18 protein-coding genes, 1 pseudogene and 1 riboswitch are annotated in these 24,853 nt (G+C 38.0%); of the genes and pseudogenes, 15 read left to right on the top strand and 4 right to left on the bottom strand.

The genetic code is table 11. The annotated features are described in order from the left end of the window. The first annotated feature begins 215 nt into the window (after positions 1 to 215). Both GY23_RS09970 and GY23_RS09965 read left to right on the top strand, forming a co-directional pair. Positions 216 to 1,481: an MFS transporter gene (locus tag GY23_RS09970; RefSeq protein WP_075619078.1), complete on the top strand. Its 1,266-nt coding sequence runs from the start codon at positions 216 to 218 to the stop codon at positions 1,479 to 1,481. A 214-nt stretch (positions 1,482 to 1,695) separates the two neighbouring features. Beyond that, positions 1,696 to 2,007, top strand: a complete 312-nt coding sequence (locus GY23_RS09965) for a GRAM domain-containing protein (RefSeq protein WP_075619077.1) — start codon at positions 1,696 to 1,698, stop codon at positions 2,005 to 2,007. A 162-nt stretch (positions 2,008 to 2,169) separates the two neighbouring features. On the opposite strand, the gene GY23_RS09960 is transcribed toward GY23_RS09965, so the two are convergent. Continuing rightward, entirely contained in the window at positions 2,170 to 2,496 is a 327-nt protein-coding gene (locus tag GY23_RS09960) for a YflT domain-containing protein (RefSeq protein ID WP_075619076.1), read from the bottom strand. Between the two features lie 192 nt (positions 2,497 to 2,688). Here GY23_RS09960 and GY23_RS09955 point away from each other — a divergent pair, with 192 nt between their 5' ends. After that, the gene (locus GY23_RS09955) at positions 2,689 to 2,934 is read left to right on the top strand and encodes a hypothetical protein (RefSeq protein WP_075619075.1); all 246 of its coding nucleotides are present in this window, start codon (positions 2,689 to 2,691) and stop codon (positions 2,932 to 2,934) included. Between the two features lie 98 nt (positions 2,935 to 3,032). On the opposite strand, the gene GY23_RS18480 is transcribed toward GY23_RS09955, so the two are convergent. Continuing rightward, positions 3,033 to 3,209 (bottom strand): hypothetical protein, encoded by a 177-nt coding sequence (locus GY23_RS18480; RefSeq protein WP_169834563.1) that lies wholly within the window; start codon positions 3,207 to 3,209, stop codon positions 3,033 to 3,035. 387 nt (positions 3,210 to 3,596) lie between these two features. Next, positions 3,597 to 3,779: riboswitch (Lysine riboswitch) on the top strand. 137 nt (positions 3,780 to 3,916) lie between these two features. Between GY23_RS18480 and GY23_RS09950 the strand changes: the two genes are divergently transcribed. The 3 genes from GY23_RS09950 (at position 3,917) to GY23_RS09940 (ending at position 6,375) form a co-directional block, all read left to right on the top strand. Continuing rightward, positions 3,917 to 4,753, top strand: coding sequence for a transporter substrate-binding domain-containing protein (locus GY23_RS09950; RefSeq protein WP_075619074.1), 837 nt, complete (start codon positions 3,917 to 3,919; stop codon positions 4,751 to 4,753). 97 nt (positions 4,754 to 4,850) lie between these two features. After that, the gene (locus GY23_RS09945) at positions 4,851 to 5,621 is read left to right on the top strand and encodes an amino acid ABC transporter permease (protein WP_075619073.1); all 771 of its coding nucleotides are present in this window, start codon (positions 4,851 to 4,853) and stop codon (positions 5,619 to 5,621) included. A gap of 19 nt (positions 5,622 to 5,640) precedes the next feature. Further along, on the top strand, positions 5,641 to 6,375 hold the full coding sequence (locus tag GY23_RS09940; protein WP_075619072.1) for an amino acid ABC transporter ATP-binding protein: 735 nt from the start codon (positions 5,641 to 5,643) through the stop codon (positions 6,373 to 6,375). Between the two features lie 73 nt (positions 6,376 to 6,448). Here the strand turns inward: GY23_RS09940 and GY23_RS09935 are convergent, their stop codons facing one another. Beyond that, positions 6,449 to 7,639 (bottom strand): SLC45 family MFS transporter, encoded by a 1,191-nt coding sequence (locus GY23_RS09935; protein ID WP_075619071.1) that lies wholly within the window; start codon positions 7,637 to 7,639, stop codon positions 6,449 to 6,451. 274 nt (positions 7,640 to 7,913) lie between these two features. Between GY23_RS09935 and GY23_RS09930 the strand changes: the two genes are divergently transcribed. Continuing rightward, complete coding sequence (locus GY23_RS09930) at positions 7,914 to 9,119, top strand: MFS transporter (RefSeq protein ID WP_075619070.1); 1,206 nt, start codon at positions 7,914 to 7,916, stop codon at positions 9,117 to 9,119. Between the two features lie 56 nt (positions 9,120 to 9,175). After that, positions 9,176 to 10,453, top strand: coding sequence for a purine/pyrimidine permease (locus tag GY23_RS09925; RefSeq protein ID WP_075619069.1), 1,278 nt, complete (start codon positions 9,176 to 9,178; stop codon positions 10,451 to 10,453). 587 nt (positions 10,454 to 11,040) lie between these two features. On the opposite strand, the gene sda is transcribed toward GY23_RS09925, so the two are convergent. Then, positions 11,041 to 11,169 (bottom strand): sporulation histidine kinase inhibitor Sda, encoded by a 129-nt coding sequence (gene sda / locus GY23_RS09920; protein ID WP_075619068.1) that lies wholly within the window; start codon positions 11,167 to 11,169, stop codon positions 11,041 to 11,043. 526 nt (positions 11,170 to 11,695) lie between these two features. Between sda and GY23_RS09915 the strand changes: the two genes are divergently transcribed. The 7 genes and pseudogenes from GY23_RS09915 (at position 11,696) to GY23_RS18570 (ending at position 24,719) form a co-directional block, all read left to right on the top strand. Continuing rightward, the gene (locus GY23_RS09915) at positions 11,696 to 13,591 is read left to right on the top strand and encodes a PrkA family serine protein kinase (protein WP_075619067.1); all 1,896 of its coding nucleotides are present in this window, start codon (positions 11,696 to 11,698) and stop codon (positions 13,589 to 13,591) included. Between the two features lie 346 nt (positions 13,592 to 13,937). Then, positions 13,938 to 15,101, top strand: coding sequence for a sporulation protein YhbH (gene yhbH / locus GY23_RS09910; protein WP_075619066.1), 1,164 nt, complete (start codon positions 13,938 to 13,940; stop codon positions 15,099 to 15,101). A gap of 54 nt (positions 15,102 to 15,155) precedes the next feature. Further along, complete coding sequence (locus GY23_RS09905) at positions 15,156 to 16,577, top strand: SpoVR family protein (protein WP_075619065.1); 1,422 nt, start codon at positions 15,156 to 15,158, stop codon at positions 16,575 to 16,577. 238 nt (positions 16,578 to 16,815) lie between these two features. Next, a complete protein-coding gene (locus GY23_RS18265; RefSeq protein ID WP_161487594.1) occupies positions 16,816 to 16,989 on the top strand; it encodes a hypothetical protein in 174 nt (57 codons plus the stop codon). A 162-nt stretch (positions 16,990 to 17,151) separates the two neighbouring features. Then, a complete protein-coding gene (locus GY23_RS09900; protein WP_075619064.1) occupies positions 17,152 to 17,736 on the top strand; it encodes a YndM family protein in 585 nt (194 codons plus the stop codon). Positions 17,737 to 18,047: 311 nt separating this feature from the next. Continuing rightward, positions 18,048 to 19,138 (top strand): annotated as a pseudogene (locus GY23_RS09895) (threonine aldolase family protein). A gap of 559 nt (positions 19,139 to 19,697) precedes the next feature. Next, complete coding sequence (locus GY23_RS18570; protein WP_084544098.1) at positions 19,698 to 24,719, top strand: S8 family serine peptidase; 5,022 nt, start codon at positions 19,698 to 19,700, stop codon at positions 24,717 to 24,719. Positions 24,720 to 24,853 lie beyond the last annotated feature (134 nt).

Below are 24,853 nucleotides of genomic sequence, written 5' to 3'. Positions count from 1 at the left end.
AAGTCCTTTGTGTTGAAATAAACGCGGAGGGCTTGTTTTTATTTATAGTGATGGCGTGTTGAAAACAAGACTGTTAAATTATGTCAAATTTACTACAAACACGAGTGAAGAAAGAACTTTATTAATCCAAACTTCAGAGAGAAAGACTTCTAAACCCACATGATCGAAAAAAGGAGTATACTATCAAAATAATATAAGGTATAGGAGTAGTGATATTGGAAAAGCAAAATAGTAAATATAGATGGGTAGTATTTGCGACCGTATTGTTTTCTTACCTCTTGATCGTGAGTCAAAGAACGGCACCAGGACTAATCTCGGATCAGTTGATGAGTGATTTTAGCGTGACGGCATCGACGATTGGATTGCTGACAAGTATTCAGTTTTTAGCATATGCTGGTTTACAAATACCCATTGGAATTTTATCTGATCGATTTGGTCCCAATATTTTTCTGATTTTAGGGACCATATTGAATGGTTTAGGGACTTTGATCTATAGCATTGCCCCAAATGAATCCGTTCTATTTCTTGCTCGATTTTTGGTAGGAGTGGGAGACGCGACCATTTGGGTCAATCTAGTTTTAATATTAAGCATCTGGTTTAAAGTAAGTGAATTTATTGGGTTGCTTGGTCTTGCAGGTATGACAGGGAGTCTCGGATTCTTGGTTGCGACGGTTCCGTTTTCGGCTTGGATTTCCTGGACAGGTTGGAGGGCTCCTTTTTTTACGGTGGGTATCGTATTAATTCTTTGGGGCTTACTTCTTTATTATATTCTTGTCAGAAAACCTAGACAAATGGATAAGAACGATATAACTAAAGAGAAAACTCCTGTAAAGGTAGCGATAAAACGTGAGAAAACACGTGTCATACTCCGTCGTATCTTTTCTGATCGACAAGCATGGGCGACGTTCTTATGTCACTTTGGAGCAGTTGGAACATATGTAGGGTTTATTGGTTCTTGGGCTGTTCCATATGGGATGAACATGTATGATATGACGCGATCACATGCCAGTCAATTCATTATGATTGGTCTAATTGGAGCGATCATTGGGGCTCCTTTAACCAGCTGGATTACAGGTCGTATCGGATCGATTAAGCGTCCATATATTATTGTTCATGTTATTATTTTAGTAAGTTGGTTAGCATTTATTTTGTTTGACGGTAAACCTCCTATAGCCGTACTGGCCATTCTCTTCTTTCTAATTGGATATGGGAATGGGGCCAGTGCGTTAACATTTATCATTGTTCGTAAATCTTTTGATATCAGAGTAGTTGGCGTGGTGTCTGGTTTTGCTAATACTGGCGGATTTTTGAGTGCCGTTTTATTACCAAGTATTTTCGGAAAAGTATTGGACCATTTTCAGTCGGCGGATCTTAGTATTGGCTACCATTATGGTTTCATCATACCTCTTATCTTCTCTATGATTGGCTTGGTCGGCGGATTCCTTATTATGGAGCAACGTCTACAAAAAGCACAGACATGAATAATTCCGCCACGACAGTAATTTGTCGTGGTTTTTTGATGTGCGCAGAACTTCTTGTTTTTTGGATAAAAAGGAGAATCAACGGTTTAAAGAGAATGAAGGGTGTTAAGATGGTATTAAATGTGATGTGCACGAAATAAAAAAGCACCATTATTGCATAAATTAATTCGTCTTAAGAAGTTAAGCGACCCCCAAAAAATAACTGGAGAGTGTCATGATAATGAAGCCTGAAACTAAGAAAAAAGAGTTGAATGTGCCTGCAAATTTATTTAGAGGGATTGAAGCGGTTGGTGGAAGAATGAAAATTACAGAAACAGAGATTGTCTTTCATCCACATAAAATCAACGTAAACCGTAATGATTTAACACTTAAGATGAGTGACATTAAAGAAGTTGGGAAACGAAATACACTCTATATTGTACCTAATGGCTTGAGAATTGTAGTGATTAGTGGAGAAGAGTATAAGTTTGTAGTTAATAATCGAAACAAATTAATCAAACGAATCAGTGAACAGATAAGTAAGTAGTTGAAATTAGCTGTAGCTGGTTCTTCCCTATACAACACAACAAACTGACCATTAGGTGTTCATTCACCTAATGGTCAGTTTGTGTATGGTTACATTTGTGTGAAGAAAAACGAAAAAAGGACATCTACGAAGATTACCGTAGATGTCCTATTACTTCTTCATTTATAGGTTTTTGTTGGCGATAATGACGAGTTTGCCTTTATCGAGTTCTTCTTCATATTGAGCAGCTTCTTGTTCTGATAAGCCAACAGATGCCAATTTTGTGCGCAGTTCATCTCCGCGAGATCTCGTCGTATTCTTCAAAGTGTCAAGGAAGCCTTGTTCTTTAAAGCCCACTTTTTCCACTTCCAAGGCATTTGTAATATCTTCCGAACGAGCTCTGTCGTGTGCGAAGATATAAATATCGTCATGTGTGAAACCCTGAGTCTCTAATTTCTCGATTTCTGTTTTGGCTTGTAATGCATTTTCTACTGTTAATTTTACTGTCATAGTAATCCCTCCATTATTGGTTCTTACTACTATGCATACCACCTGCACTGATTGATAAACAAATGAATTAAAATTGCATCCCAATCTTTTCCTTAGTGTACAAATACGGATTATTGGCATGCTAATGTTAAAATTCAACAACTTGGTGGCAATGTTCCGTTAGAAATTATATGATCCGAGGAGGTAATTGTCATGAAAGAATTCAAAATAACTTATTTCTTTGATGAAGAACATTATATCAGGAGATTTATCCATTTGGAGTCTTTTGAAAAAGCAGAAGAGCTGGTTCAAAGCGAGCGAGACCAATACATTGCGTTTCGAGATAGCAGAGATATATATCATGAGCTCAATACACGTAATGTCCGAGTCGTTCAAATATCTGAGTATCACCGAGTCGACAAATCAACTAAGAAATCGTCTGGTCCGAACGAGAGTTGATCAGATTCAGACGGAAGTTGATCAATTCCTGGCTAAAGTTGATGATGTCAGCCTGAAAGTTGATCAATCCGCCTCAAATTGTACGTTTTTGATATAAGTTAATCGTATGATTTCTCTTCTTGACTCTGTTCACGTTGATTTTGAGTCATTGGTTGATGTAAAGGCTTCAAATTCCCAAGCTCGGCTAACTCTAAAGAAATTTCTTCTTTTCCATTTTTTTGGACGGACATAGACCCTTTATTGTTAGTAGCTCCAGTATGATTGTCTCTTGTCATAAAAAAACCTCCTTTCAAACGATTTCCGTTCCTCCTTAACATGGTTTAAAACGTAGTAATAATGTATGTTTTAACTAATTTTATTAACTGTAGTCAATATTCTAATCAGAATCAGCGTAGCGTAGGTGCCTTTCCAGTGGTAGCCGGAGCGAGAAGAATGTCAGTAATTTTCTGTCTGGCTTCTGACAGGAGGCATCACAAATCGCCTTAGCGTGTATTATTGAGATTATTTAGCCCTGTCTAAAATGGTGAACTTATTCGGTGGTCACTTTACATATCAAGGGATAACATTAGCAAATGCTGAAATCCTCTATCTTAGAGTGGTTGACAGCTAGAATACATTATTGTAGAATATGAAACATAATTGAATATTAACCTCACTTTGATAGGTGAGGTAGAGGTGCGATATTTAACAGTCTTTAGAGGAGTTTGAGAAACTTTGATTCTAAGGAGAAGGAACTGTCGCCGAAGTTAGTAATATTTCTCGGTATTACTTGCTGGGTCTGTAGTTAAGAACTGCAGGACTGTCTCAATAGACTTCCCGGTTTATTGCGATGTGCTATCTCATTTGGGAAAAGAAGAGGATTTAGGGCAACTATACATATTGCGACCTGAGTTTATCTCAGGTCTTTTTTTGTGCAAGTTGGCCTTTTTAATATATTCAGATACTACTAATCATATATTTCAAAAAAAGGAGAGATTTACTCATGAGAAAGAATTCATACGTAGTTATTACCATGATTCTTGCTGCCATTTTGCTGTTGGCAGCATGTGGATCTGATACAGATAAAACGGGATCAACAGGAAATAAAGACACTTTCAAGGTTGGTTTAGAAGCAGGTTATGCACCATTCAACTGGACGCAAATGGATGATTCCAATGGTGCAGTGAAAATTGATGGCAATGCAGAATATGCAGGTGGATATGACGTGGAAATTGCTAAAAAAATTGCTGATGCGTTAGGCAAAGAATTAGTTATTGTGAAAACTGAATGGTCTGGTCTTCCTCCAGCATTAACTTCAGGGAAAATCGATGCCATTATTGCAGGTATGTCACCAACAGATGATCGTAAAGAATCAATCGACTTCTCAGACAACTACTATAAATCAAATTTAGTTATGGTTGTAAAAAAAGGTGGAAAATATGAAGGAGCTACTTCTATCCAAGACTTCAAGGGTGCAAAAGTAACTGCTCAAATAAACACTTTCCATTATTCTGTAATTGAGCAAATTGACGGTGTCATTCAAGAAACTGCTATGGACGACTTCCCGGCAATGCGAGTTGCGCTTGAATCAGGAATGATTGACGGATATGTATCAGAACGTCCAGAAGCTATTAGTGCTTCTGCTGCAAACGAAAACTTTGCAATGGTCGAATTTACTGAAGGATTTGTTGCATCCGACGATGATATTGCTGTTGCTGTCGGGTTAGAAAAAGGTAGTGATTTAGCAACGGAAATCAATGAAGCCTTAGCTGAAATCTCGGAAGAAGAGCGTCAAGACATTATGGATACTGCTATTATGAACCAACCTGCTGCACAATAATGTCTATGTGATACCGGTTGCAACTATCTGCAGTCGGTTTTATTTTGTAGGAAATCGAAATAAAGCGTTTAAAGCTTTTCTATATAGGAGGATTAAAATGAGTTTCGAATGGGTTGTAACGATCATTACAAATAACTGGCCAATGTTCCTGCGTGGAGCTGGTATGACTCTATTGATCTCAATGATTGGGACGATTGTGGGTGCAATTGTTGGGTTATTAATTGGAATTATTCATACCATTCCAGTGCCTGAACGTGGTGTTAAAAGAATCTTACTCAAAATAGTAAATGCGATTCTTTCCGTTTATATCGAGTTTTTCCGAGGTACACCTATGATTGTACAAGCTATGGTCATTTATTATGGTTCGGCTATGGCATTCGGAATAAATATGAATCAATTAGTCGCGGCACTCTTTATTGTGTCGATTAATACTGGTGCCTATATGGCAGAAATTGTGCGAGGTGGGATTGTGTCGGTCGACAAAGGACAATTCGAATCTGCACAAGCGATTGGGATGAATCATTTTCAAGCGATGATGCATATTGTATTGCCACAGGTTGTCAGAAACATTTTGCCGGCGACAGGAAATCAATTTGTAATCAATATTAAAGATACTTCCGTTCTGAACGTCATCGGGGTAACCGAATTATACTTCCAAACAAAGTCAGTTGCGGGAAATAACTTCAGATATTTCGAGTCATTCTTTATCGCCTGTGTCTTGTACTTCATCATGACTTTTACCGTCACATGCATTTTGCGCTATATTGAGAGAAGATTAGATGGACCGAAAAACTATAGTATGATTGGTCAACCACCCGTGCAAGTAGAGACTCTAGTAAGTACTAAAGGTAGAAATGACCAACAATAAAAACGAAGGAGGAGGTCACATGGAAAAAGTAATTGATATACAACATTTAAGCAAATCCTTTGGAACTCATGAAGTATTAAAAGACATCGATTTTTCGGTGCATAAAGGTGAAGTTGTCTGTGTCATCGGTTCTTCTGGATCGGGTAAGTCTACCCTTCTTCGTTGTGTGAATCTATTAGAAAAACCAAGCGGTGGACAAATTATATACCAAGGTGAAAATATCTTGGACCACAAACATGACATTCATGCATACCGTACAAAGTTAGGTATGGTTTTCCAACAATTTAACTTATTTAATAATCACAATGTATTAAACAATTGTGTCGTGGGACAAGTGAAAGTGTTAAAGCGTTCAAAAATCGAAGCTGAAAAGGTAGCGATGAATTATTTGAAACTTGTTGGGATGGACCAATATGTAAACGCCAAACCAAGCCATTTGTCTGGTGGTCAGAAACAACGTGTTGCAATTGCTAGGGCACTCTCGATGAATCCCGATGTCATGTTGTTTGATGAACCAACATCAGCCCTTGATCCAGAGATGGTTGGAGAGGTTCTTAAAGTCATGAAGGAACTTGCTAATTCAGGACTTACCATGTTAATCGTCACACATGAAATGGAATTTGCTAAGGAAGTTTCAGACCGTGTGGTGTTTATGGATAAAGGGGTAATTGTTGAAGAAGGAAAACCAGAGCAAATCTTCAATCATCCAACCCATGAACGTACAAGAGAATTCCTGAAACGCACTTTAAAGTAGATTAAAAAACGTAAAAACAACCCGCTAGTCAGCCAGTTTATACTGTGCAAACTAGCGGGTTGTTTTGTTATTTCTAGAGAGTTAGGGGCAATTTTCCAAAAGTCGTTTCATCATGTTTAACCTTAAGCATACAAGTTAATGCAAAGAGCATACTCACTGCGGTCGCATTAAACAGTATGCCAAAACCGAATAAGTCGATAAATAACCCTAAAGTTGGTGGAGAAATGATGGCCGCCAATGAGGATACCAAATAATATAAGCCGGTTCTAGTACCAAAACTGTGTTCACTTCCCATGGAAACAATTAAAGGATATGAATTGATATTAATACATGCCCAAAACATACCGCCTACTAATAAAAGAGAGCGTAACGAAACGACCGATTCTATCCAATTTAATAGGAAGAAGACTAGAAATAATCCGATGATGCCGATTATTATCATTTTCTTCTTGCCGAATTTTGCACCTAATAGTCCACATGGTATGGCTGCAAGGACAAAACTTAGTGAAAAGAAAGCTAAAGAGAAGGCCGAAGCACCTTTAGATAACCCTAGCTCATTTACTCCATATAAAGTGAATAATGCTTCCATTCCCTGGATTGCCATAAACCAGAAGAAGATAGCAGCTAACAGAAAAACGGTCGGTGTGGTTAATTCCTTTTTGTAATTAATTTTCGGCGTTGTAGTTGAAATAGTAAAAGGTATGCCATCCCTGTTCTCCTTAATATGGATGTAGATAACCCATAATGCGACAAAGAAAATAGCGGACACCACTAAAAAGGGCAAGGATTCTTCAATATCAAATAAGTAAGCTCCGACGCTAAATGCTAATATTCCTCCACAGCCACCCATGAAATTAATAACGCCGTTTGCTTTTGTGCGTTTAGATTCTGGGGTAATATCTGGCATTAAGGCGATGGTCGGGGAACGGAAAATGGCCATTGATAAGTTCATGCATACCATGAAAATGATTAATGTAACTAAACTGTTATGAAAGGGAATGAGAGCATAGAATATTGCGGCCAGGGGTATTCCGATAAGTAAATAAGGCATTCGTCGACCAAAGCGGGTAGAGGTTCGATCACTGCGGTTTCCGATATATGGTTGCAAAAAAAGAGCGAAATAATTATCAATTGTCATCAGAAAACCAATTAAAGCTGTGCTAGTAAGATAGTTATCAAGAAAGAATGGAACGAATCCATTGTAAAGCGACCACCCTAAACTGATGCTAAAGAACCCAAACCCTAACAGCCATATCTTTTTCATCGCATTTCTCCCTCGTGATGGATTGTTTGAAAATGCCAATCATAAGAACCAGGAATGACACAGTTATTTAGGCGATTTTAAGCAACACTCTTCCATTTTATGAAAAATAAAAATGAATTAGCATCGTATTTTAAAAATCGTGGAATAGCGATAACTTTGTTATGGTAACATTAGTTTAGAAATGATTAATTTGTTAATCAAAACAATGTATGTAGAAGTTAATCAGAAGCCGCAAGAGCCTATAACGTGAGACTCAAGTAAGGGGAAATAATCAATGCAATCCCAATGGAAAAAGACATTCGCACTCATATTTAGTGGACAAATATTTTCTATACTAACCTCATCCATGGTACAGTTCGCAATTATTTGGCATTTAACAGCTACAACAGAGTCAGCCATCGTGTTAATGATTGCTGCATTGGCAGGTTTTTTACCACAAGCACTACTAGGTCCTTTTATCGGCGTTTGGCTAGATCGCTGGAATCGTAAGAAAACGATGATGCTGGCGGATAGTGCCATTGCATTTTTTAGTTTAGTGCTTGGGTTGTACTTCTTTTTCGGTGAACCAAGTTTAGCGTTTGTCTATCTTATTTTAGTGATTCGATCGGTTGCGTCATCATTTCATGCACCAGCATTCCAGGCTGCCATTCCATTGATTGCACCAGAGGATGAGCTGACACGTGTAGCAGGTTGGCAACAAATGGTCTTTTCGTTTTCAAATATTATCGGTCCTGCACTAGGCATAGCCGTATACTCTACGACCTCATTAGGCGTCGTTTTGTTTTTAGATGTTTTGGGTGCATTGATCGCCAATATCATGTTGTTGTTTGTATCAATCAATCAACCGAAAATAGAAAAACAAGAAGTTCCCTCATTTATTAATGAGTTCAAACTGGGGTGGAACACTTTTATTGAAGTAAAACCAATTGTATTGGTCACCATTGGGATAGCCATTTTTGGTATTGCTTTCATGCCACTGGCCACATTATTTCCGTTCATGACCCTCCAACATTTTGAACGTGGAGGTTTTGGTGCAAGTGTTGTGGAAGCATTTTTTGGGGTTGGAATGATTCTAGGTGGAGTGTTGCTTTCCATAGTCGCTTCGAAATGGAAAGACATTACGTATATGTTTCTGTCACTCGTCGTCATGGGGTTGACCTGTGTCATTAGTGGTGTTCTTACTAAGGACGCTTTTGTTATATTTTTGGTATTATGTTTTGTCATGGGTTTAAGTGCTCCGTTCTTCAATGGTCCATATATGGCAATGATTCAACGGGCTTATGCACCAGAGATGCTGGGGCGAGTCATCTCCATTGTCACGAGTGTGATGTTGTTGGCATCTCCAATAGGACTAGCTATAGCAGGACCAATCGTTGATGCATATGGGGTGCAAATCTGGTTTTTCTGGTCAGGCATTGTAACCATTTTGACTGGGTTCTTTATTTTCATTCAATATAAGAGAATGCACGCAGATATTTAAGAAATGAAATGAAACTAAGTAAGTACTATTATTGCTTAAGAAGGACTGTGGTAAGTATGAAAAATTTAGCGGGTGGTTTGCAATGGGCAGTATTTCTGATTGCATCGTCAATTGCAGCTCCGATCGCAATTGCTCAAGTGTTTGGGATGGATGGAACAGAAACAGCCCTCTTTATACAACGGACGATTTTTACCCTTGGCATTGCTTGTCTTATTCAGTCATTCATTGGGCACCGTTTACCAATCAATGAGGGGGCTGCCGGATTGTGGTGGGGGATCTTCGTTGTGTATGCCGGAATGGTAGGCGTTATATACCCAACTGCTAAAGACTCTTTGCAGGCACTTCAAAGTGGGATGCTGTACAGTGGAGTTCTCTTCATTATATTAGCCTTATTCGGTTTTGTTTCAAAAATGAAGAAACTTTTTACACCGACAATTACGTTTACGTATCTGATGTTACTGATCTTGCAATTGAGCGGGACGTTTGTTAATGGGATGTTTGGGCTCAAAGAAAAAGGGGATCATTTAGATGGAATAGTTGTTGTAGGAAGTATGGTTGTTGTCTTCATAACATTTATAACCATGAACCATAAAATAAAATGGGTTGCGAAGTATTCGGTACTGCTATCAATTGGGTCAGGCTGGATACTATTTCTTTTACTAGGGAAGACTCCTGTTTATACTTCCCATACGACACAGCTGATCGAACTGCCAAGTATGCTGGTTTATGGAAGACCGGTGTGGGACAGTGGAATCCTTGTAACTTCAATCTTTATTACATTACTGTTGATTGCGAACATGATGGCGTCCATCCGTGTGATGGAAAGCGTATTAAAACATTCGTTTTCGATTGAAGTACAAAGCCGTGTGAAAGAGGGGGGAATTGCCTCGGGAATGAATCAACTGGTTGCTGGATTATTCTCTTCGATAGGGCCTGTCCCCATATCTGGTGCAGCTGGTTTTGTCAGTGCGACGAGAATGGTATCGATGAAACCGTTTATTTTAGGAAGCATCATCGTCGTGGCAATCACGATCTTTCCAGACATTATGTCGGTATTCGCGACTCTTCCAGCTGCGGTAGCCTGTGCGGTTACTTTTGTCATTTTTACGAAAATGGTTGAAATGGCCTTTAAGGAATTGGCAATGGAACCGAATCAAGTTCAGGCATTTAAAGTCATAGGCCTGGGGTTAATGATTGGTGTCGGGCTGATGTTCGTCCCTACTGAAAGTTTGGTTGGGTTGCCGAATATTCTTGTGTCCATCCTATCGAACGGGTTGATTACGGGGACAATTGTCGCGATTGTCTTGGAACAGTTTTTATTATGGAAAAAGTAATACAGAAGCATGTTGGCAAATTATTGTCACTTGGTCAAGCAGATATTGTGTATACCCAGTTAAAAGCTGGTGAAGGGATTCTAGAACGTGATTCAAAACGTTGATTTCCTAATTGTGATTCGAAAGGTGTGGTCATGTTCACTGGAGAAAATAAGGAGTATCAATTACAGGAGAATAATTGCCTACATATTGAACCATCCGAAAAGCATACATTGAATGCGGTTGAAGAGATGGACAAATTAGTGTTTCAAATTTAGAAAAAAATGAGATTGCCCAATCAGACTGACTGATGAGGACAGTCTCATTTTTTTATACAATATAAAATTCTGCTAATTGTTAACAAAAATCGCAGCTATCACATCATTGAGTTTTTATTTAGTATCCCATTCTTGAGACTTAACTAGGAACTGTAACTAATTATTACTCAGTAGATCATGTTCACAAATCCAAAAAATAAAAAAGAGACACCACAATCTACCGTTAAGCTGATTGTGGGTGTCTCTTTTATGGTTAATCGACTATCTGAATGCTATTTAATCTATTCACAGTGTCTGGAAAATAGATCAGGCATATAACAATGCTATGATCTATTGAGTGACGGTTAGAGAACGTTTGCGAATTTCAGTTTCTAATAAAGAGATAAATTCTGGACAAAGCTTTAACTCTTTTGCCTTCAGATAGGACTCGATTAATAGTTCAGATGACATTTTACCCATAATTGAATGAACCTCCATTTTTATAAAAAAGCATCATTAGCATCTTTAAATGAAAAAATTATGACTCAAGGACGACTCTATTTTTACGTAGCTTTGCTATATATTTAATCTATCAGATAGTTTTGTTGAGAACAACCGTTCTCTTATTCACAGTGTGCGGTGGATAATCTGTGACTAACTTGTGCATATCTCTTAAAATCATATGCTGAATAGTCGGTATAATGTGAATAACCTTATCCACAGTTAAGAAAAAGTGAAAAATTTGTCGAAACATTTTTTGGGGATTAGATTTATTTGCCTTCGGTCAATAAATTAAATGGAATTACCATTTGAAGAAAAATTGTTAATTCGCTTGTTAGAAAAGTTAGAGAAGATAAACCATAAAGAATTGTAGTAAACAGTGCGAACTACTTATTCGTAAGACTACATATGTGAAAAAGGAATAAAGATGTTCATGTAATAACGGGAATCATAAATACTCTCCTTTCATACTATGTATAAAATACGCCCTGAATGGAGGGGAATAATGGATATATTAAATAAGGTGAGAAGCTACCGTGAAGAAGAAGATAAGATCAAATGGGAAGGTACATTTGCGGAATATTTAGACATTGTAAAGAGAAGACCAGAAGTTGCCCAAACTGCTCATTCGCGCGTTTATAACATGATTAAAAGCTCCGGTTTAACTGAAAGAAACGGCCAGAAATTGTACCATTTTTTCGGAGAGGAAATCTTCGGTCTTGAGGACTCAATTGAACGATTAGTGGAGGAGTACTTTCACCCGGCAGCAAAAAGACTAGATGTACGAAAACGTATTTTATTATTAATGGGGCCAGTTAGTGGTGGGAAATCTTCCATTGTGACATTGCTAAAACGTGGTTTTGAACAATATTCCAAAACTGATGCGGGTGCGGTTTATGCCATAAAAGGCTGTCCGATGCATGAAGATCCACTTCATCTGATTCCGAACCATTTACGTGACGACTTTTTTGAGGAGTATGGAATCCGTATTGAGGGCAGTTTGTCGCCACTAAGTACGATGAGATTAGAACGGGAATACAATGGACGTATAGAAGATGTATTAGTAGAACGTATTTTTTTCTCGGAGGACAAACGAGTAGGTATCGGAACATTTACCCCATCCGATCCTAAATCACAGGACATCGCTGATTTGACGGGAAGTATCGATTTTTCGACGATTGCCGAGTTTGGGTCTGAATCGGATCCGCGTGCCTATCGTTTTGATGGTGAGTTTAATAAAGCCAACCGCGGTATGATGGAATTTCAAGAGATGCTGAAACTAGATGAAAAGTTTCTGTGGCATTTATTATCATTGACACAGGAAGGGAACTTCAAGGCAGGAAGATTTGCATTAATCAGTGCGGATGAGCTAATTGTAGCTCATACAAACGAAACCGAGTATCGCTCTTTTATTTCAAATAAAAAGAATGAAGCACTTCACTCCAGAATTATCGTCATGCCTATTCCTTACAATTTAAAAGTGAGTCAGGAAGAACGTATATATCAAAAAATGATCAGAGAAAGTGATATGAAACATGTTCATGTTGCTCCACATGCCCTGCGAGCAGCTGCTATATTTTCAATTTTGACAAGGCTGGAAACACCAAACAAACAAGGTGTTGACCTTGTGAAGAAAATGCGACTTTATGATGGAGAAAGTGTGGAAGGGTTTAATCAAATGGACGTGGAGGAACTTCAGAAGGAGTTTACGAACGAAGGAATGAAAGGAATTGATCCTCGTTATGTAATCAACCGAATTTCTTCAGCTATCATTCGTAAAGAAGTTCCTTCGATTAATGCACTGGACGTGTTGCGAGCGCTGAAGGATGGACTTGACCAACATGCCTCCATTTCACAAGAAGACCGAGATAAATACATGAATTATATTGCCATCGCAAGAAAAGAATATGATGAGATTGCCAAGAAAGAAATTCAAAAAGCTTTCGTTTACTCTTACGAAGAATCAGCAATCACGTTAATGGATAATTATTTAGATAATGTTGAGGCATTTTGTAACAAAAATAAAATTAGGGACCCGCTTACTGGAGAAGAAATGAATCCAGATGAAAAACTAATGCGTTCGATTGAAGAGCAAATTGGCGTTTCTGAAAATGCGAAAAAGGCATTCAGAGAAGAAATTCTCATTCGAATTTCCGCTTATGCAAGAAAAGGAAAACGTTTTGATTACAATTCCCATGATCGACTACGTGAAGCCATTCAAAAGAAACTGTTTGCTGATTTAAAAGATGTTGTCAAAATTACGACATCATCTAAAACGCCAGATGAATCACAACTTAAAAAGGTAAACGAAGTGGTAGCCAGATTAATTGATGAACATGGTTATAATTCCACTTCCGCCAATGAATTATTACGATATGTCGGAAGCCTGCTTAATCGATAAAGTCATTTTTAAATAAGAAACAAGACTGATACTTTTCCATTAGTCTTGTTTTTTTATAGGCAATGTTAAAGAAAGCTGGCCGATATTTAATGAGACACAAATGAGTGCATTTGCGCTTAGCATATCTATTCTGCGACGAGCTTGCGCAGGAGCAAACCTCAATAGTGTGAAGCGTGTGACCCTCAAGCATGTGGTTTCATGCTTGTTGGCCCATGCTGAACATGTGGCCAATCGCAAATGTGCGATAAAGAGCAATAGGTTCCGTTAAAAGGACGTTTTCCGCATTTCATGCAATAACTTGTTCGTCACCGCATATGATAAAAAAATTAGATAGGTGTGGAAGATTATGAACGAAAAAAGCAATCGTTTTGTCATCTCACAGGAAAACTGGTCCCTCCATCGGAAAGGGCACCAAGATCAGCAACGTCATATGGACAAAGTAAAGGAAGCCATTACAAATAATTTGCCTGATTTGATTAGTGAGGAAAGCATCGTTATGTCCAATGGAAAAGATGTTATAAAGATTCCCATTCGTTCGTTGGATGAATACAAAATTCGCTACAACCACGATAAATCTAAACATGTAGGGCAAGGGAATGGTGATAGTCAAGTTGGAGATGTGATTGCTCGTGGTCCTGGTAATGAACAACCCGCTTCGGGGCAAGGGAAAGAAGCAGGTGATAAAGCAGGTGAAGATTATTCGGAGGCAGAGGTAACCATTGCCGAACTAGAGGAAGTTCTTTTCAAACAATTGGAGTTACCCAATTTGGAACAAAAAGAACAAGCTGAAATATCCACAGATAAAATTGAATTTAATGATATTCGTAAAATTGGGTTGATGGGAAACATTGACAAAAAACAAACAATATTAACAGCTATTAAACGAAATGCAATCAAAGGGAAAGCTGAAATCGCACCCATTCACAATGATGACTTACGCTTTAAAACATGGAATGAAGTGATAAAGCCGGAGTCTAAAGCAGTAGTATTAGCGATGATGGATACGAGTGCATCCATGGGGAATTTTGAAAAATATATGGCTAGGAGTTTCTTCTTCTGGATGACGAAATTTTTGCGGACCAAATATGAAACAGTAGAAATTGAATTTATTGCTCATCATACAGAAGCAAAAGTTGTAACCGAAGAAGACTTTTTTTCAAAAGGGGAGAGCGGGGGAACCATATGTTCATCTGCCTATCAAAAAGCTCTAGAGTTGATTGAAACTAAATACAATCCTGCTCGCTTCAATATTTACCCAGTTCATTTTTCAGATGGGGAAAACATGCCGAGAGATAATGAGAGATGTATCAAGCTTGTTAATGATCTAATGGACGTATCCAGAATGTTTGGATATGGTGAAGTGAATGAACACAGCCGTTACTCAACATTAATGTCTTCCTATAAAAAAATTGATAATCAAAAGTTCCGCCATTATATTTTAAAAGATAAAAAAGACGTTTATCATGCATTGAAAAGTTTTTTCCAAAAAGAAGTAGCTTCTTCTGATTGATCGGATTGATACCAGGTAACCATCACTCAAAAAACTTAGGAGAGGAATCAATTTATGGAAAGAAAGCTTCATCGTGCAATTGACGAAATAACTGAGATTGCGTCTGGCTTTGGTCTTGATTTTTTTCCAATGCGTTATGAAATTTGTCCAGCTGATATTATTTATACATTTGGTGCGTATGGTATGCCAACACGATTTACCCACTGGAGTTTTGGGAAACAATTTCATAAAATGAAGCTGCAATATGACTTTGGATTAAGTCAAATCTACGAGCTTGTCATAAACTCGAATCCTTGTTATGCATTTTTGCTTGATACGAATAGCCTGATCCAAAATAAGCTGATTATTGCACATGTACTTGCCCATTGTGACTTTTTTAAAAACAATGTTCGCTTTTCGAACACACGACGAGATATGGTGGAAAGTATGACTGCTACTGCAGAACGGATTTCAAATTATGAAATGTTACATGGCAAAGATGAAGTAGAACGTTTTATTGATGCTGTTTTAGCCATTCAAGAGCATATTGATCCATCAATTTTAAGACCTAAATTACCAGAGTATGATTTAAATGAGGAAAGTGAAAAGACAAAAATTGTTCGAGTGACACCTTATGATGATTTATGGAATATAGATCAAAAGGAAACTGAAAACAAGTCAACCAGCACACCAAAGCGAAAAAAATTCCCTCCGAATCCCGAAAAAGATTTATTGCTTTTTATTGAAGAATACAGTCGTGAATTAAAAGATTGGCAACGTGACATATTAACGATGATGCGTGAGGAAATGCTTTATTTTTGGCCACAGTTAGAGACCAAAATTATGAACGAGGGATGGGCCTCTTATTGGCATCAACGCATCTTAAGAGAACTGGAATTAACGACTGCTGAAACCATTGAGTTTGCATCATTAAATGCAAATGTTGTTCAACCATCTAAAACATCCATCAATCCATATTATCTAGGATTGAAAATTTATGAAGACATTGAAAGAAGATACAATGACCCGACGGAAGAGATGCGAAAATTAGGGGTGAAGCCAAATTCAGGCAAAGAAAAAATGTTTGAAGTTAGAGAAATGGATTCAGACATATCCTTTATTCGGAATTACTTAACAAAAGATTTGGTAAAGCAGGAAGATCTGTATTTGTTTGAGAAAAAGAATGGAAATTATCAAGTGACGGATAAAGACTATGAAAATGTTAGAGATCAACTTGTCTCTATGAGGGTAAATGGAGGCTTTCCATACATTGTAGTTGATAATGGGGATTATTCCCGAAATGGTGAACTGTATGTAACCCATCAATATGAAGGAACAGAATTGGATCCTCATTATTTGGAGCATGTGCTCCCATATATGTATCAACTATGGGGAAGACCCGTGCATATGGAAACGGTTATTGAAAATAAGCCAATTCTCTATTCATATGATGGGAAAAAGGTAACTCGTCGTGCACTTGGAAATGACTGGAATTAAAATGTCTTAGTAGTCTAGCCTGTTATTTATCGTACATTTACTCTTGCCGCAAATGCACTTTTCCGTTTTATCTTAATTATTTGTAGCTTTCTTTAACTTATCCCCAAAAAAGTGAGTCTGGAGATCATCAAGTGATTTCCAGACTCTTTTTTTATGTTGAACTGAATCTTGAAAGCGATAGGAATAATAAATCGGATTTGACTAAAGATAATGAAAAACGATTGGTGGTGTTTTTCTTATGGAAAAAAGTAGGAATGATCAAGATTTATATACAATTGCTGGGACCAGTATTGATGACGTAATAAGCCAAAATGAACGATCGGGTTTGACATTCAATGAATTAAATAAAATATTTGAAGACGAAGAAATTATTGGGCAACATGTGGATGACAAACGGAAAAATCAACAATAAGTATTAGTATAATGAACCCGCCAATATCTTGTAATTTTTGGTTTTTTTTAATTATGAAATTTTTAGGGGATAGATGTTGCGTACCAGAGAGTCGGATAGAAAATATAATAATGGTTAAGATAAGTGCGATTTCAAAAATGAAGAAAGGAGTTGAGTGCTGATATGAAATCATTCTTAATTAAATGGATAATGGTTTTGGCCGTCTTGTGGATTGTTTTGGGATGGTTTTACGGGGTATCCTTTACTGATATTTTATTTACAAGTGTTGTACTAACAGTAGTAGCATATGTAGCCGATGTTTACATTTTACCCCGAGTTGGTAATGTTTTTGCAGCAATATTGGATTTTATTCTGGCGATGGCCGTAATCTGGTTTATGGGTTCATTTTTATTCGAAGGACCAATTGCCCTAGGAACTGCATCTTTTATTTCTGCAATCATTATCACAATTGGAGAGTTGATGTTCCATCGGTATATGAAAAACCAAGTTTTTGATAAGGAACCTGAACGTACTGAAACAGACAGTACCTATTATGGACGACCTTCAAATCTTCAGACTGAGTTTGGGTCGGAAATTGATGTGGATGCAGCTAAAAAAGCAAGTGAGCAAGGCAGAAACGATGACAATATTCAAAGTTCAAATCTAAGAAATGAGTTTGGATCGGAAGTTGAAATCGTTGAAGTTAAAAGACCAAAAAACAAAAATCAACCCAGTACCAAAAACAAGAACAAAAGGAAAAAGAAATAACCATACAGTAGTATTGGAAAAAGATGGGGACTAAAAGTCCTTTCATTCTTAAATAAACAAGCCTTTCCTTGATAAAATTGAGGAAAGGCTCGTTTATTATTTGTATAGACTGTGCTAGGCAATACCAGCGAAGTCGCCATTCAAGGGGTAGCTGGCTTGTCGCGGAGGTAGGAAATACTTAGTCCAGTCTATAATGGTTCACTTTTTCCGTGGTCCCATTAATCCTTGTTTTTATATTTAGAGCAATTTGAATAAAACATGCTATTATTTATATTGAAAGTATTTTCAGAAAATGATTGGAGTTACATACAATGGTTGAAAAGAAAAATCTAGAGATAGCATACAAACACACTGATTTTCAGGTAGCAGGACACGGAAAACGAGATGTTCAAATACTAAAAGATGCACTACTGGCATATGACGGGGACCAAAATAGTGATATGTATGGTAAAGGGAAAATAATTGAAGATTTTCAAGATAAAATGGCGGAGTATTTAGGAAAAGAATCTGCCGTATTTTTCCCAAGTGGAACGATGGCACAACAAATAGCATTACGGATTTGGTGTGATCAAAAAGATTTAAGGAAAGTAGCCTATCATCCACTAAGTCATTTAGAGATTCATGAGGAAGATGGACTGAAGCAATTGCATCAGATTGAAACGATTTTACTGGCTGATAAAAACCGAGTGATTGAACTAGAAGATGTCTTGAGCATGGAGGAAGAAGTAGCATGCTTATTACTTGAATTGCCCCAACGAGAAATTGGTGGTCAATTACCAGACTACGAAACGCTCGAAGAGATTTCTAGTTATTGTCGTAATAAAGGAATTAAATTGCATTTAGATGGTGCAAGGCTACTTGAAATTCTGCCATATTATCAGAAATCGGCTTCCCAGATTTGTAGTCTTTTTGATAGTGTATATATTTCAGTGTACAAAGGGATTGGTGGAATTGCCGGAGCTATTCTTGCGGGTGACGAAGCGTTTACTAAGGAATCAAAAGTATGGAAAAGGCGCCACGGTGGGGATCTAATCAGTCTATATCCGTATATTATTAGTGCTGATTATTATTTTGATCTGAGATCAGAAAAAATGGGACAGTATTACAAAGAAGCGAAAGAGCTTGCTGAACTTTTCAATTCATGTCATGGAGTTTCAACAATGCCATTAATGCCTGTATCGAATATGTTCCACGTTCATTTCCATGCACCTAAAGAGGAAATGGAATCTTTACTTGTTGAAATTTATGAGGAGACTGGTATCGGATTAACTAGCTACTTAAGAGAAACTAGTAACTTGGCATGCAATTACGAAGTAAGTATAGGCGATCAGTATGCAATGGTTCCAAAAGAAAAATAAAACAGGTATTTGAATTGCTACATAAAAAAATGATGTCCAAGTAGGTACAAGAGTAGTTAGCGAATCTGATAATCATATAGAAAATGAAGTTACCTCCAATCAAGATAACGATGGAGGTGGCTTCATTTTTTTCTAATTACAATACAAGTTCGTATGCCGATTGATAATTCATTTTGGTATTGTGGACTGAGACCATGTGATTGGCATGAATTTTCAACAACTGTCGTTCGACCCATTAATTATGATGGTGTATAAGGATTAATTACATTATTATCGACTAAATTTGGTTGTATTTACTGTAAATTGCCTCCAGAAATATTGAGAATGATGAAATCACCAGAATCCATCTTCATTTCGCCTCATAAATAAATGATGAAAATAGCAGTTCTCTTATCACTATTGAATAGTTAATAGATCATAAGAAAAAGGGAAAATGGACCAATTATTACTCTATTTAAGGGTGTAGGTTATAAATATAGTTAATTATCTTTTTAAACTAAATATTCAGATGGTTCTATATATTTATATTAGTATTGTGTATAATTGGTAATGCCACACTATTTATCCAAGTGTGAAATCAAAGGGAAAAAGGGGAAATGAGATTTGAAGAAAAGTAAGTTCACGAAATACTTCAGTAGTATTCTTGCTTTCGTCATGGTTCTTTCGCTACTAACACCGTTCTCGGTATCTGCAGCAAACACGAGCCAAGAAAAACCATTTAAGCCTAGTGGTCAAAGCGAAAGTACGATGCAATTGAAGTCAGCTATCGCGGAACAGTTGAATGTATTGGAAGGAAAACCCCAGTTACACGAAGCTCTACTTGGTCAATCAGGGAAACAGGAAGTGAATGTTATCGTTCATTTATCTAAAAAACCCGTAGCGCTTGAACAAGGAATCAGTGAATTGGCAGGAAAAACTTTCACTAGTGCACAAGCAGCTCAAGTAGAAGCTGATGTAAAAGCACAACAAACATTCGTGAAGAAAGAAATTAGTACAAAAGGCATTTCAATGAAAGAAGGGTTTACATTCCATACAGTTTTAAACGGCTTTGCTGCAACTGTTAAAGGGGATGACCTTAAAAAACTTCTGACAGTTAAAGGCGTGACACTTGTTGAACCAGATACAACCGTTTACGCATTGGAAGACCCAAAACCAACTACAACAACGACATCATCTGAATTAATTAAAAAAGATGACCAATTGGAAGCAGCGATGAACACAAGCCTTTCATTCTTAGGGATTGAAAGACTTTGGAATGAAGGATATAAAGGGCGTGGAATTAAGGTCGCTGTACTTGATACAGGGATTGATAAACACCACCCGGAATTTGCTGGAATTTTCAAAGGCGGCAAAAACTTTATCCCGAACTCAGCAACATACACTAGAGCAAGAGCTATAGACGATGTCTCTGAGACATTGCCATCTGAACGTCCTGTTGGATCACCTGAATTTAACTCGAACGGCAGTTCATTCTATACATCTCACGGTACTCACGTAGCAGGTACAATTGCTGCTATTGGTGCTAACGAATTCGGCATCAGTGGCATTGCCCCTGAAGTGGACCTATACGCATACCGCGTACTTGGCGCATACGGTAGTGGTTCTACATCAGGTATCATTGCAGCAATCGAAGAAGCGGTAGTACAAAAAATGGATATTATCAATCTATCACTTGGCGGTGGAACGAACACTGAGACGGACAGCGGATCATTTGCAATCAATAACGCGATGATGGCTGGAACAATCGGAGTTCTTGCTACTGGTAACTCAGGTCCTGACCGTGGAACATTGGGTACACCAGCAAGTGCACGTTTAGGGATTGGTGTAGGTAATTCGACTAACCCTGAAACTATGCATAATGGTCAAGTCAATGTAACTGTTGGAAGCTACAATCTTTCTAAACAATTACAATTGATGGGAACTACTTTCGGTAAAGACGTGGCAACACAACTTCAAGGTAATTTCGACTTGGTCGCAGTTCCTGGAAATGGTACTCTAGCTGACTATGCTGGCCTTAACGTTAAAGGAAAAGTGGTACTCGTTTCACGTGGTGCAATCGCATTTGTCGATAAAATTGCAGCTGCAAAAGAGAAAGGTGCAGTTGGGATGCTCATCCACAACTTTGCTGGTGGCACAAATGCTCCAAAAGAATCAGGGACATTCCTTGGTGACTCATTTGCATTCATCCCGACGTTCGATGTGTCTCAAACAGACGGAGATGCAATCCGAGCAGCATTGGCAAGCAAAGCAGGGACAATTTCATTCGGTGACTTTAAATCCGTAAAAACAACTGGAGACGAAGTAAATGAATCAAGTTCTCGTGGACCATCCACTCCGAACTTTGATATCAAACCGGATGTTACAGCACCTGGTACAAACATTATGTCATCAATCGCTATGTATAAAGAGGATTTCCCAAATGTTTCATATGATGAAGCATACGATCGCTATACTGGGACATCAATGGCAACACCACACATCGCTGGAATCGCGGCTCTAGTATTACAGGCAAACCCTGAATGGAACGCGTTCGACGTGAAAGTGGCACTTTCTAACACGGCCAAAGTTCTTGATACAGAAGAATACGATGTCTTCTCTCAAGGTGCTGGTCGAGTTGATGCCTACGCAGCGGCACATCCTGATGCACTTGCATATGCAATCGACGAAGCAGTTCGTGATGCAAGTGGAGCAGTTGTTGAAAACTTGAAAGGGACTGTAACATTCGGTCCACAATCACTTGAAGAAAACCTTTCGGTAACGAAACAAATTCGTGTTAAAGATGTTAAAGGCGACGGAGGAAATTTCAAAGTAACAGTTGATGTTACGAAATCGTTCGGCGATGCAAAAGTGACGGTGGACAAACCAACATTCACTTTGAATGGCGAGCAAATATTGAACATGACTTTGACAGCTTCAGCAGCTGATGCACCAGCTGGTTCGGAACTTCTTGGTTATATCCACATCACTGGTGGGGAAACAGAAATTTCATTACCATTCGCTGCAGAATTTGGTGGAGAATCACTACCAGAAGTTACAAATATGAATATCACTGAAACTGATCTTTCGTTTGATGGTGACGGGGTAAATGACGAAGCTGAACTGACATTCACATTAACTGGTGATGTTTCAGACAACTACATCGAACTTTGGGATATCATGAATCCTGAAGGTGGAGTGTTTGAAGACGGTTATATCGGTTATTTGCATGCAGGTGAATCCCTTGCCGCAGGATCTTACAGATTACCGATTGATGGTATTTACCAACCATGGAGCGATGAGCCTGAAACAACGATTCCTGATGGTTTATATACAGTTGACTTCACAGGATGGGTTGGTGAAGAAAACATCGGTGATTATGTTGGACCGATTGTTGTTAAAACAACAAAACCTGTAATTTCTGGTTCTGTTGCAAGCGGGCAAGTAACAGGTAAAGTAACAGATAAATATTTAGTCTACAATGAAGAGTTATGGTGGTATGATCTGGATTTTGATTTAAATGACAAACTATTTGCTTCATATGTAGTAACTAAAAATGGTGTAGCAGGACAACCTGTATCATTTGATTTAGAACAAGATGGAACATTTGCATTCCCTGTATCAGAATTGAATGTGGAAACAGACTCAGTAAAAGTCATCATTGAAGATGCAGCTGGGAATGTTGGAGAAAAAGTAATCTTCGGTACTGAAGTGGTTAAACCAGAGTTACCAATCGAAGTAACACCTATAACTCCGATTCCATCTAAACCGATTGGCAACTCAAATCCATTCGTAAAATCATTCGGATTTGATAGCATTGCAATCTCTCCTAATGGAGACGGTGTAATGGATTCAACAGGATTCTCATTTGAATTCAAACAACAACCAAAATGGGGCGTAGGCGTCTTCGTTAAGGATCCAGCAGAATTCTCTGGCATACCGGACGAGTATGGCGACATTGGAGTTATCCATTGGGATTCCGCAAAACCAAAAATTGGAACTGGTACATTTGACGGTTCGTACACAACAACTGATGATGATGCCGGTGAATTAAATGACGGCGTATATGGCATGGAACTATATTCTGCTACCGATTCTGAAGATATGATTAGTTTACTAGAACCGATCTTTGTTAAATCAACTGACCCAGTAATCACTGGTGAAGATGCAACTGAGGTTGATGGTACTGAGTTTACATTGGACGGTACAGTAGAAGACCAATTCTTTGAATTTAAATCTGCATTAGTTGCCGACTACGGGGTTACAAACTTCGATATTAACAACTATCTAAAAGGTTCATATGTAGTACAAAACAATGACACAACAGTTGATGAAGGTACATTCACTATCAATGCGGATGGCACTTACTCAGTCAACTTAACAAACCTTGAAAAAGGTAAATCGTATAAAGTGTATGTAATTGTACAAGATATCGCAGGCAACACGGCTGTTGAAACAAATATAGTTACAACAGTTGCGGCACCTGAAGTTGAAGTAACACTTTCTGTAGACCAATCAGAACTTGATTTGAATACAGGCGATACTGCAACTCTTACAGTTACACAAACAACAACTGTTGAAGGTAAAGCAACAACGGAAGACGTAACTGATGAAGCAACATATACAGTTGCGGATGAAGAAATTGTAACAGTTACTAAAGGTGTAGTAACAGCTGTAGCTGAAGGTTCTACAACAATCACTGTTTCTTACGGTGAAAATGAAGTAACGGTTGAAGTAACTGTTACAGACGAAGTAGTAGTACCAGAACCAGTTGTAACATTAACTGTAGACAAAACAAACCTTAATATAACAACTGGATCAAATTCTCAAATTACGGTTAAACAAGTAACAACACCTCAAGATAGTGAAGCTACTGAAAAAGATGTAACTAAAGAAGCTACGTATGTAGTAGCAAATGATAAAGTTGCAACAGTTGCTAAAGGATTAGTAACTGCTAAAGCAAAAGGTACAACAACAGTTACCGTTTCTTATGGTGGTAAAAATGTGACTGTCAATGTGTCAGTGGCAGATCCTGTTATCGTTAATCCACCAGTAGATCCAAAACCAGTGGACCCTAAACCAGTAACACCACCAGTATTCTCGGATATTACAAATATTTTCGCTAAAAAAGAGATTAATATTCTTGCAGCGAAAGGAATTATCCAAGGGAAAACTGAAACTAACTTTGCACCAAACGCACAAATTACACGGGCCGAGTTCGCTGTATTGCTTGCTCGTGCACTAAACCTTCCATTAAATGCTTATGAAGGCACGTTTAATGACGTCAACACAAGCAAGAAGTGGGCATTCGCTGCCATTGAAGCTGCTGCTAAAGCAGGAATCGTTAACGGAACAACGAATGGTTCATTCAATCCGGACGCTCCAATCAAACGAGAAGAGATTGCGGCAATGGTCGTACGAGCAGTTGAATATCAAAACAAAGCAAAACTTGACAACCTTGAAACACCAGCTAACTTTAAGGACCATGGTTCAATTGGTGCATTTGCCATTGAATCCGTCTACAAAGCAACTGCACTTGGTGTAATTCTAGGGAATGAAGGTCAGTTCAATCCTAAGAACAATGCAACACGTGCTGAAGCAGCAGTAATGCTTTACCGTGCATTGGACAAACTTGAACTGCTAAAATAATTTCGAGAAAGAGCCGAATTCATTTCGGCTCTTTTTTTGTGCAAAAAAACTTGAGAGCCACTTCTTCATCTAAAAGTTGTTGGAAAATTGGAAGTAATTCTAGTTAATATCCGAGGGTTTGTCGACAATGTATT

Origin of the sequence: Paenisporosarcina indica (assembly GCF_001939075.1) — a bacterium.
Lineage (GTDB): Bacteria > Bacillota > Bacilli > Bacillales_A > Planococcaceae > Paenisporosarcina > Paenisporosarcina indica.
This window is presented reverse-complemented; position numbering and strand designations above follow the sequence as displayed.